Below are 571 nucleotides of genomic sequence, written 5' to 3'. Positions count from 1 at the left end.
AGTAACCAAGCATCGTCTTGGACGATTCAATCAGCATTTGCAGATGCAGACAGTGCTTTAGGTCAACGGATTGATACGGTGAATGCGCAGGTTGGTGTAAATCAGGCAGCGATTCAGGAAGAACGTACAGCACGTGCATCGGGTGATGAAGCCAATGCCAGTGCGATCAATAGCTATATCGCCAAGAATGACACAGCCTTGGCATCGGTACGCCAGACGGCAGACAGTGCAGTAACAGCATCAACAAGTAACTCAAGTGCCATTCAAGCATTAGACAATCGAGTTGATGTTGCTGAAGGTGATGCATCAGAGGCAAAAGTAAATGCAGCGAGTGCGGTGACGAAAGCAGAAACAGCAGTGACCACTGCTGGATCAGCGTCAAGCATGGCACAACAGGCCAGTGCATCGGCAGCAGCTGCAACGACTACGGCCAACGAAGCAGCCAACACTGCAAATACGGCTAACAGTAATGCCACTGAAGCGAAAACCAATGCAGCAACGGCACTTACCACTGCCAATGCAGCGGCCACACAATCATCTGCAAATGCGAGTCAGATCAACAGCATCAATG

The 571-nt window shown here is 50.1% G+C and carries 1 pseudogene; it reads left to right on the top strand.

The features are described 5' to 3' along the window. Nucleotides 1-571 (top strand): annotated as a pseudogene (locus EAH57_RS15815) (phage tail protein); the annotation flags it as partial.

Source organism: Acinetobacter sp. 2JN-4, assembly GCF_003687745.1.
GTDB lineage: Bacteria > Pseudomonadota > Gammaproteobacteria > Pseudomonadales > Moraxellaceae > Acinetobacter > Acinetobacter halotolerans.
This window is presented reverse-complemented; position numbering and strand designations above follow the sequence as displayed.